Raw genomic sequence first — 9,365 nt, 5'->3', positions numbered from 1 at the left:
AAGGCTGGCTCCCGAAGTAGGACTCGAACCTACGACCCAGCGATTAACAGTCGCTTGCTCTACCAACTGAGCTATTCGGGACCAGCGAGGCATCGTATAGCCGCACTCCCCGGCACTCGTAAACCCCCTTTTTTCCTTTTTTTTCATTTTTTTGCGGCATGTCTTTTCCCGGCTGGCGACACCCGGCTCAACAGTGTGTAGAACAGACCCATGAGCACGCACGGACCCTCTACCAGCCCTACATCACGTCGCACGGTTCTTCTCAGCAGCCTTGCTGGTCTGGCCGTGGCTGGCGGTGTTGGTGCGTATCAGGTCCTACGGCACCCACGCCCGCCGCGCAGGCAGCCAGATGGCCAATACAGGCAGATCAAACTGGCATGGCCTGATGCCTCCAGCGCCCCTGTGCTGGCCGTGGCCTACCAGAAAGATTTTTTCACACAATATAGTCTGGACGTTGACATTACCTCGGCCCCACTTAACGGGTCCGGTGCGCTGGCAGCCCTTGCTAATGGCGTGGCAGATTTTGCCGTAGCGCCTGCACTGTCATGGCTGCCAAAACTGCATGATGGTCTGGAAGCCAACCTGATTTTGGGCATTCAGCCGGGTGTGTTTCGGCTTCTGGTCCGGCGCGGTGCTGGCATTACCCGGCTTGACCAGTTACTTGGCCGCACCATTGCCATTCCAGACCAGAACATTGCCGACAAACTATTTTTTGCCATCATGATGCGGCGCAAGGGCATTAACGCCATGGACGGCATTACATGGCGGCCCATGCCTGCCGAAGACATGATAACAGCGGCCGCTGCCAAAACCATTGACGCAATAGCCACCCATGACCCCTTTGCCTGGCAACTGCTTGGCACATCAAACGGGCTCTTTACCGAACTTGTGAGCAGTAACACCGGTCATTATGCAGACCGCACAAATATGATTTTAGGGGTATCCAGCAACAAACTGGCCGCAGACCCGGACGCCGCCACAGCCATGACACTGGCTTTGCGGGATGCCGCCCGTTGGGCCAATGCGCACCGGAACGAAGCCGCCACCCTGATAGCGGACGCTACAGCAGGCATGAACTCAACAGGAGTGCAGGACATGCTCAGCAGCGAACCGCCTATCCACCCTGTAACAGGCCACCCCCTGCGCGAACAAATTGCCCAGTACTATGATGAACTACAGCTCATTGGCCTGCTACCCAGTGAAGAAAGCGCTGCGGATATGGCGCACCGCTACACCCGCAACGTACTGCGGGGATAAGTCTAGCTCTTGGCGCTTGCCGCCCCTTCCGGTTTCCGCCGGGCAGGCAGGCGTAATTCACTGGCCAACACCCCTATCAGAATTAGGGCTGCTCCCACCAAAGCCTGCAATGGCAAATATTCTCCAGCCATACGCCCGAACACACCAGCCCACACCGGCTCACCCGCATAAATAACGGTAGCCCGCGTGGCAGAAATGGTTTTTTGCGCCCAGTTCATGGCAAATTGAATAATAGCGCTCATGGCACCAAGTCCTATGGCTGGTCCTGCCCAACTCCATGAAAAGACCGGCATATGTTCGCCCGTAACCGGCATGGCCAGCAAAGCCAGAATACCGGCCACCATCAACTGCACCACGGTAATGCGGCGGCTATCCACACTGATGGCGAAGCGGCTGATCAAAATAACTTCTGCCGCAATGGACAAAGCACCCAGCAGAGTTGCTATTTCCCCGACACTAAACCCAATTGTTGCAACCGCCTTGGGGTCGGTTAATAAGATAAGCCCAATAAAGGCGAGCGCAATGCCAACCCAACTCATGGCGTGCGGCCTGCGTTTCAGCACGCCCCATTGTAACAGCGGAACAATGGGCACATACAATGCCGTAATAAAGGCGGATTGGGTGCTGGGAATGGTCTTCAGGCCCAATGTCTGCAGGCTGTACCCCATGAACACGGATACCCCGATACATAGACCTGCCTTCAGCTCATGCTTGGTAAGCCCCGCCAGAGCATTGCGAAACAGCACGGCAGACATAAGCCCTGCTGTAATAAACCGCACTCCCACAAAAAACAGCGGCCCGGTATGCTGCATACTGTTATGAATGATGAGGAATGTTCCACCCCACAGCACGGTAATGCCGATGAGAATCAGCTCTTGCCGCGAGAGACCGCTACGAGACCGGGTGTGAGATGATGTGGTATGGGTCATAGGTTTTAGCGTATATGAGCACTATAATGCACAATCAAGCCCCCCGTTCTGATGTTCTGGCGCATGTCGGCACAAATTTGCGCCATTTACGTAAGGAAGCAGGCCTTAGCCAGGAAGCTCTGGCCATCGCGTCCGGCATTAGCCGTCGCATGATTGTTAATCTGGAATCGGGGCATGCCAATATCAGTCTGGGAAGTCTGGACCGGCTGGCAGAAGCGCTTGATACAACCTTCCTCAAGCTGGTCAGCAACCCGGAGCGGGAAAGCCGGAGGCTGGAAGATGTTATGTGGCGTGGCAAAAGTGCCTTGAGCCAAGCCACCCTGCTAGGGGCCGCCCCCGCCAGACAGGACACCCAGCTTTGGATCTGGTCACTTGATGTTGGGGAGCATTACAAGGCAGACCCCGACCCTGAAGGCTGGCACGAGATGATCTTTGTGCTTGAAGGGACGCTCCAGCTCGACTTTGATACGGAACGTCAGACCGTTCAGGCTAACGACTTCACCATTTACAGTAGTGCGCAAAACTACAGCTACACCAATGCAGGAAACTGTGTTTTGCGCTTTTTACGGTCTGTATCCTCTTGAAAAACACGCCTAAGCAGCAAACGGAGCAACGCTTAGACGACCAGACTTTTCCTCTTCAACTGGAGCCAGAAGAGCATAAGGTCCGGCAGCCAAAATTTTTACAGACAAGATCATGAACCCTCTTGTCGCATGGTGCTGAAGAGGCAGAACCGCGCTGCCTCTCGTCCATCGGCCCTCCGTGCTATCCAGATCTGCCCAGCCATCAAGCTCTACAGTTGTGAGATGAGTCTTGACCGGAGTGGAACGTGTTGTGTCCAGAAGCGCTATTTCCCCTACAAGAACGCCCCACTCCCGCCGGTCATCAACAAATGGCCCGATGCTGTCAGATTTCCTGCTGGTGCGCGAACATAGTCTTACGCTCCGTACGTCAGCAGGAAGCATGAACATGACACTGCTGCCAACCTTGCGGGCAACAGTAATCGTCTGCCCGCGGTCTGTCTGCAAAGACAAGTCTGGATCAAAGGTTATATCGAAATTCTGTATTTGGCTCGGAAATTGCTTCGCTTGTGCACGCTCCGCAAGCCGATGATAAATAGGTTCCACCACGCAACGCTCTGTTACACGTGGTGCAGCGCCGTCACGCTCCCATGTCTGCTGACCGCAACGCAGCTTGACGACATCTGTCGTCTCATAAAAAAGGCGCTGGCTTTCTGTGTCCAGAAAACTTTCTGTCAGAGCGCCATCTGCCATGATGACAGAATGCTTTTCCGTTTCAACATGGTAATAGGTGTAAGCGTTAAATGTCCTGTCATAAAAAATTGAATGCCCATTTACCAACATTCTGACGGGCACAAATATTGTCTCAAAAAACAGAGAATGATCTGCCGTCACCAGCATATCTTTATACGGCACACCATCAGCCAGAGCATTTTTCAAAATACGAACAGGGTAGCCTGCTTCATCGTCGGGCAGATCTTTACTGACCTGCGCGCGCACACTGCCAGACCACATAATCTTACGTATAGTCCATGTATTTCCAGAAACATCATAGATGCTGATTTCATCGCCCTGAGTCAGCACTTCTATGGGTATTTCTCCTTTTGGCGTACGCAACAGAGTTCCAGCCAGAAAGCACACTGGCTTGATATAATTGGCCATCTTTCCGTGTTGTTTTTTGGGGTCAAGCTGCTCTATGCCTGCAATGGCCAAGTCAAAGCTCTGACCATTCATAAAATTCAACTTTACATGATCAACGCCTGAATAGTGTACGCTTGTAACATCGGCTGTTCTGATATCTGACAGTGTAATACTGTCATGACTCTCATTACCCAGAAAACCTTTTATCAATAAACTTGATTTTTTATTGCCTGTTAAAGTCAAACCAGAATTTTCAGCACCGCAAAGTTGAATAACGCCTCCTGCCGTTGCGGGTACAACAGCCTGTGAACCTTCTTCTAAGGTCAGGACGTCCTGTATGGTTCCGCCTTCTTCTATCATCAGGCTTTCCCCGCATTTTACGACAGCATGACTAACGCCTGCACCCGATTCAACGTAAAGGGCCGAAGATAAGCCAATTAGCAAGGCATTACCGCCTGGTCCAAAAGTCATGACACCACCAGCAACAACGGTGACATTCACGCCATTCCGCACACTTTGATAAACTTGTGCTGTAGGAGACGCCTGCCCGCCACGCGAGCACGAAGCATCCGCCTGCTTTTGACCGGAAGAAATAGTTTTAATTTTCGTTTGCGAAATATCTTTTCCAAAACTGGCGTTTCCTGACGTAACGCCCTGAATATCAAGCTCAACTGGCATGGCTTCAGGCTTCCCTGAGTTTGTATATGTTTTGTGAAACACAACAAAAGCTATCTGCCAAATCTTAATTTTTAGTTATAGATTTTCTGAAACTTTTACTTTTTTGCCTTATTTTACAAACATAAACATAAGGACATGCTTACCTAATAATTCCGTAATTTCCAGATGTTATTGCGTCGCATCTAAGGAAGATACACCCGCCCTTTCGCTCTGGGCACAAAAAAAGCATGACTAATATCTTAGCCATGCTTCCCAAAGTCTCTTTTTGCTTAGCGGAGATTCTGTATGAACCGTGCCAAGCTGGCGCAAGCCTGCTGTAAAACCATATCGCTTGTTGCACAGGACAGCCGGAGATAGGGGGAGAGGCCAAAGGCGGAACCTGGCACTGTTGCCACGCCTTCTTCTTCCAGAAACGCCACAGCAAAATCGTGGTCAGTTTCAATCCGCGTACCACCGGCTGTTGTTTGCCCAAGACAGCCAGCAATGCCGGGATACGCATAGAAGGCTCCCTCCGGCATTGCACAGGTCAGGCCGGGTATGGCACGCAACGCCTCCACAACCATTTTCCGGCGGCGGCTATAGGTTTGGGCCATATCCCGCACCAGATCCGTTGGGCCATCCAGAGCTGCCGCAGCTGCGGCCTGCGCAATACTGCACACCCCAGATGTTGCGTTCCCCTGTACACCACGCATGGCGGCAATCAGATCCTTCGGGCCACCGGCAAACCCGACACGCCAGCCGGTCATGGCGTAAGCTTTGGAGACACCATTCAGTGTAATGGTGCGCTCTTTTAAATCTGGCGCCACCGCGGCTATGGAAAACGCCTGCGCCCCGTCAAACACAAGATGTTCGTAAATTTCGTCGGATAAAATCCAAACATCCGGATGCTGCCGCAACACCTCAGCAACCGCTTCAATATCCGCTTTTGAGCACACTGCGCCTGTTGGGTTATTGGGAAAGTTTAAAACCACCCACCGTGTGCGTGGCGTAATGGCCTGTACCAACACCTGCGCATTAAGGCGGAAGCCGTCTTCTTCCCGGCAAGGTGCATAAACAGGGACACCCCCAAACATACGGGCAATTAACGGATAACTGACCCAGTAGGGCGTGGGTACCACAACCTCGTCACCCTCATTGAGGGTGGCCATAAACGCGTTGAAAATAACCTGCTTGCCACCATTGGAAACCATAATCTCATCAGCGGCATAGCTCAGGCCGTTATCACGCAGGAACTTGCGTGCCACGGCCTCTTTCAAGGCTGGCGTACCATCGACGGGTGGATATTTGGTCTGTCCCGCCAACGCCGCCTTATTGGCAGCGTCAATAACGGCAGCGGGCGTGGGAAAATCCGGCTCTCCCAATGCAAGGGAGATAACAGGCCTGCCCTCTGCCCGTAACATACGGGCACGACGCGCCATTTCTATGGTGGCGGGAGCAGGAAGCCCTGCAAGCCGATGAGCGAAAGACCGAGCCATAAATTACTGCAACCCGGCACAGAAACGCTGAATACGGGTGCAGGCTTCCCGCAGACTTTCCGTATCCGTTGCGTAAGAAATACGCATATAGCCCGGATACATAAAGGCAGAGCCATGAACGGCGGCAACGCCTTCCTCTTCCAGAAGGGCAGTCACGAAATCTTCGTCTGTCGTAATAGCAAAACCCCCAGCAGATGTTTTGCCCAGACATTTTTCAACGGACGGAAAGACGTAAAACGCCCCTTCTGGCTTATCGCACTGCAAGCCGGGTGCCTGATTGAGCATGGACAGTACGAGGTCCCGACGGCCCTGATATGTGCTGACCATTTCTGCAATAAAGTCCTGCGGGCCTGTCAGGGCCTCCACGGCGGCTGCCTGTGCAATGGAACAGGGGTTGGATGTAGACTGCCCCTGCAACTTGTTCATTGCTTTGGTCAGTTCAACCGGAGAAGCAGAATACCCAATGCGCCAACCGGTCATGGCATAGGCCTTGGAAACACCATTCATGGTTACGGTGCGTGGGCGCAGTCGGGGTTCAACTTCCACAAAGGTTGCCGGGCGGAAACCATCGTAAACCAGTTTGGCATAAATATCGTCTGTAAAGACCCAGACATGCGGATGGCGCAACAGCACATCACACAGCGGGCGTAGGTCTTCTGCTGAATAGGCGGCACCTGTTGGGTTACAGGGTGAGTTCAGGAAAAGCCATTTGGTGCGCGGTGTAATGGCAGCTTCCAGTTCCTGCGCTGTCAGCTTAAAGCCATTTTCGCGTTTGCAGGGCACGATAACAGGAGTGCCTTCCGCCAGTGTCACAATGTCAGGATAGGACACCCAGCATGGTGCCGGAATAATGGCCTCATCACCCGGGTTCAGGGTGGCGGTCATGGCATTATAAATGACCTGCTTGCCCCCAGTGGAGACAATAACTTCCTCTGGCGTATAATCCAGCCCGCTATCCAGACGGAAGCGTTCTGCCACGGCTTTACGCAACTCTGGCGTGCCTGCCACATCCGTATAGCGGGTCTGGCCGTTTTTAATGGCCTTAATGGCCGCATCGGCAATGTTGTCTGGTGTGCGGAAATCTGGCTCACCTGCTGAAAGGCTAATGATATTCCGGCCTGCGGCTTTTAGCGCACGGGCTTTGGTAGAAATAACAATCGTCTGGCTTGGGCTGATTCTGTTCAGACGGTCAGCGACAATGCTCATTACGTTCCACACTTCCTGACTTCAGTGTTTGCATGAAGGTTGTCTTGGCAACCAAAGCGGGCAGAAAAAGACACGATGCGACCGCTCCGGACGCACACTAAAACGCTTCATGCCGTGGCGGAACAGTCCAAACGTAATTTTTGATCAATTTACAAGATATTTAGCATATTCCTGACGGGTCAGGCGTCAAACCCCGCTGCCAAACGCACCGCTTCAGGGCTCATGCCTGCATCCCGCATGGCCCGCACAGCCTTGGCACCGTCTCGCTTGGCTAAACGCTTGCCATCTGCGCCACATAACAAGGCATGAAAAGCATAATGGGGCGTAGGCCAGTCCATAAGCGCCTGCAAAAGGCAATGTAGGTCTGTTGCAGGCCGTAAATCGTCACCGCGAGTCACAAGGGTTATGCCCTGCGCGGCGTCATCATGTGTCACGCAGAGATGATAGGAGGCCGGAACATCCCGCCGTGCCAGCACAACATCTCCAAACAACTCCGGCTGACAAATGACCCTCCCCCGCTGGAGGTCATGATAGTGAAGTGGTTCTTTTTTCTGAGTTGAAGCTAAAAGAACGGCTTTTCCCATATCCAGCCGAAGGACATGCGGCCGACCTGCTGCTAGCCAGTCTTGCCGCTGTGCCGGTGCCATATGCCTGCATGTGCCGGGATAAAGCAGACTGCCATCAGGAGCCGCATGGGGAGCAGAAAACATGTCTGCATTATCCCGCAAAATATCGGACCGCGTGCAAAAGCAGGGATAAATAAGCCCCATATCTGTCAATTTTTGCACTGTATGCGCGTAGTGCGCCATGCGGGCGGATTGGTACAAAACCGGCCCATCAGACTTCAAGCCAAGCCACGCCAGATCTTCCAAAAGTGCCTCTGCGTACGAAGGTTTGCAGCGCTGGGGGTCTATATCCTCTATTCGAACGAGCCACTGACCATCAGGCCGGGCGTATCTCCACCCCGCCACTGCGGATGCAACGTGCCCTAAATGCAAGTACCCTGTTGGACTCGGTGCAAAACGCGTGACCCACATATGGCACATTCCCTCCCTTATGCTGCCCGAACACAGTGGGCCAATAGACGGATAAAGAAATAATACTGTTTTATGAAATACTTACCCCTATTCTTGCCCGTCTTCTGGTAATCTGCAATACTTCTCTCAAGTATTGATCTCGACGACGCACTAACCGCAGGCGTTCCGTTCAGAGTTTTAACGCCCGTGTAGATGGTGCGCCCCTGAGAAAACAAGGAGGCACGCCTTGGCTGACGGCAGTATGCTGAACTTTCCGGCACTGGTTTTGAATGCGGATTTCCGTCCGCTCTCCTACTTTCCATTGTCTCTTTGGTCATGGCAGGACACTATCAAAGCCGTTTGTCTGGATCGTGTTTCCGTGTTGAGCGAATATGATGCGGAGGTTCATTCTCCACAGCGCACGTTCCGCCTGCCTAGCGTCATTGCTCTCAAAGATTATATACCCTCAGCCCGCAAACCAGCCTTTACCCGCTTTAATGTCTTTTTGCGTGATAACTTTTCCTGTCAGTATTGTGGGCAGCATTTTCCCACTCACGACCTGACGTTCGACCACGTCATACCCCGTTGCAAAGGCGGCCGCACCACGTGGGAAAACGTAGTGACGGCCTGTGGTGCCTGCAATTTACGTAAGGGGCCGCACCTACCGCACCGCATTGGCATGGTGCCACGCACCCAGCCCGAGCGCCCCACCTCCTGGCATTTGCAGGAAAACGGGCGCGCCTTTCCGCCCAATTATCTGCATGAAAGCTGGCGCGATTATCTATATTGGGACACAGAACTGGAAAGCTGACCCACCTTATTTGGTATAGCTATACCCGTAATCTTCCGCCTGCTTTTGCAGGTCCGGCGCCCCCTTGAGATCCAGAGGTAGAGGGTGAGCATCTTTTTCACCCAGAATGAAATTATGATTACTCATACGTTGGCAGGTGTTGGCGGCCAACGGGAAGCTCAGAAACATAGGGCCTTTCTGCTGCTTACGCAGGCAGGATACATCTGTATCTGTCAGGGGAACGCGCCCAATTTCAGGGGAGCAGCCACTCACAACTATTAGCCCCACCAGCATAGCCCCAAGGCCAAGCACTCGTTGTGCGCGCATCTTCCCCAACCTAACCTTTAACTGGA

9 protein-coding genes and 1 tRNA gene are annotated in these 9,365 nt (G+C 53.0%); 3 read left to right on the top strand and 7 right to left on the bottom strand.

The window, feature by feature from the left end:
• Nucleotides 1–5: 5 nt before the first annotated feature.
• Nucleotides 6–81 (bottom strand) — tRNA-Asn (locus ACTIDN_RS09435).
• Between the two features lie 129 nt (nucleotides 82–210).
• On the opposite strand from ACTIDN_RS09435, the gene ACTIDN_RS09430 reads away from it, so the two are divergent.
• A complete protein-coding gene (locus ACTIDN_RS09430; protein WP_441376843.1) occupies nucleotides 211–1,257 on the top strand; it encodes an ABC transporter substrate-binding protein in 1,047 nt (348 codons plus the stop codon).
• A gap of 2 nt (nucleotides 1,258–1,259) precedes the next feature.
• Here the strand turns inward: ACTIDN_RS09430 and ACTIDN_RS09425 are convergent, their stop codons facing one another.
• Nucleotides 1,260–2,186: a DMT family transporter gene (locus tag ACTIDN_RS09425; protein ID WP_441376842.1), complete on the bottom strand. Its 927-nt coding sequence runs from the start codon at nucleotides 2,184–2,186 to the stop codon at nucleotides 1,260–1,262.
• Between the two features lie 14 nt (nucleotides 2,187–2,200).
• Between ACTIDN_RS09425 and ACTIDN_RS09420 the strand changes: the two genes are divergently transcribed.
• Nucleotides 2,201–2,770 carry a helix-turn-helix domain-containing protein gene (locus ACTIDN_RS09420; protein ID WP_415508534.1) on the top strand — a complete coding sequence of 190 codons (570 nt, stop codon included), beginning with the start codon at nucleotides 2,201–2,203 and terminating at the stop codon, nucleotides 2,768–2,770.
• 9 nt (nucleotides 2,771–2,779) lie between these two features.
• Here ACTIDN_RS09420 and ACTIDN_RS09415 read toward each other — a convergent pair whose 3' ends face one another.
• The 4 genes from ACTIDN_RS09415 to gluQRS form a co-directional block, all read right to left on the bottom strand.
• A complete protein-coding gene (locus tag ACTIDN_RS09415) occupies nucleotides 2,780–4,525 on the bottom strand; it encodes a Hint domain-containing protein (RefSeq protein WP_441376841.1) in 1,746 nt (581 codons plus the stop codon).
• Nucleotides 4,526–4,794: 269 nt separating this feature from the next.
• Nucleotides 4,795–6,000: a pyridoxal phosphate-dependent aminotransferase gene (locus ACTIDN_RS09410; RefSeq protein ID WP_441376840.1), complete on the bottom strand. Its 1,206-nt coding sequence runs from the start codon at nucleotides 5,998–6,000 to the stop codon at nucleotides 4,795–4,797.
• Between the two features lie 3 nt (nucleotides 6,001–6,003).
• Nucleotides 6,004–7,206, bottom strand: a complete 1,203-nt coding sequence (locus tag ACTIDN_RS09405; protein WP_441376839.1) for a pyridoxal phosphate-dependent aminotransferase — start codon at nucleotides 7,204–7,206, stop codon at nucleotides 6,004–6,006.
• Between the two features lie 179 nt (nucleotides 7,207–7,385).
• Nucleotides 7,386–8,252 (bottom strand): tRNA glutamyl-Q(34) synthetase GluQRS, encoded by an 867-nt coding sequence (gene gluQRS, locus ACTIDN_RS09400; protein WP_441376838.1) that lies wholly within the window; start codon nucleotides 8,250–8,252, stop codon nucleotides 7,386–7,388.
• A 217-nt stretch (nucleotides 8,253–8,469) separates the two neighbouring features.
• On the opposite strand from gluQRS, the gene ACTIDN_RS09395 reads away from it, so the two are divergent.
• On the top strand, nucleotides 8,470–9,033 hold the full coding sequence (locus tag ACTIDN_RS09395) for an HNH endonuclease (RefSeq protein WP_181015808.1): 564 nt from the start codon (nucleotides 8,470–8,472) through the stop codon (nucleotides 9,031–9,033).
• Nucleotides 9,034–9,039: 6 nt separating this feature from the next.
• Here the strand turns inward: ACTIDN_RS09395 and ACTIDN_RS09390 are convergent, their stop codons facing one another.
• The gene (locus tag ACTIDN_RS09390; protein ID WP_415508561.1) at nucleotides 9,040–9,339 is read right to left on the bottom strand and encodes a hypothetical protein; all 300 of its coding nucleotides are present in this window, start codon (nucleotides 9,337–9,339) and stop codon (nucleotides 9,040–9,042) included.
• Nucleotides 9,340–9,365 lie beyond the last annotated feature (26 nt).

The sequence above is a fragment of the Acetobacter sp. genome, assembly GCF_052102375.1.
Classification (GTDB): Bacteria; Pseudomonadota; Alphaproteobacteria; order Acetobacterales; family Acetobacteraceae; genus Acetobacter.
This window is presented reverse-complemented; position numbering and strand designations above follow the sequence as displayed.

Coding starts and splice junctions, on each gene's coding strand:
- ACTIDN_RS09430 (WP_441376843.1), top strand. CDS start 211: ATGAGCACGCACGGACCCTCTACCAGCCCTACATCACGTCGCACGGTT.
- ACTIDN_RS09425 (WP_441376842.1), bottom strand. CDS start 2,186: ATGACCCATACCACATCATCTCACACCCGGTCTCGTAGCGGTCTCTCG.
- ACTIDN_RS09420 (WP_415508534.1), top strand. CDS start 2,201: ATGAGCACTATAATGCACAATCAAGCCCCCCGTTCTGATGTTCTGGCG.
- ACTIDN_RS09415 (WP_441376841.1), bottom strand. CDS start 4,525: ATGCCAGTTGAGCTTGATATTCAGGGCGTTACGTCAGGAAACGCCAGT.
- ACTIDN_RS09410 (WP_441376840.1), bottom strand. CDS start 6,000: ATGGCTCGGTCTTTCGCTCATCGGCTTGCAGGGCTTCCTGCTCCCGCC.
- ACTIDN_RS09405 (WP_441376839.1), bottom strand. CDS start 7,206: ATGAGCATTGTCGCTGACCGTCTGAACAGAATCAGCCCAAGCCAGACG.
- gluQRS (WP_441376838.1), bottom strand. CDS start 8,252: ATGTGCCATATGTGGGTCACGCGTTTTGCACCGAGTCCAACAGGGTAC.
- ACTIDN_RS09390 (WP_415508561.1), bottom strand. CDS start 9,339: ATGCGCGCACAACGAGTGCTTGGCCTTGGGGCTATGCTGGTGGGGCTA.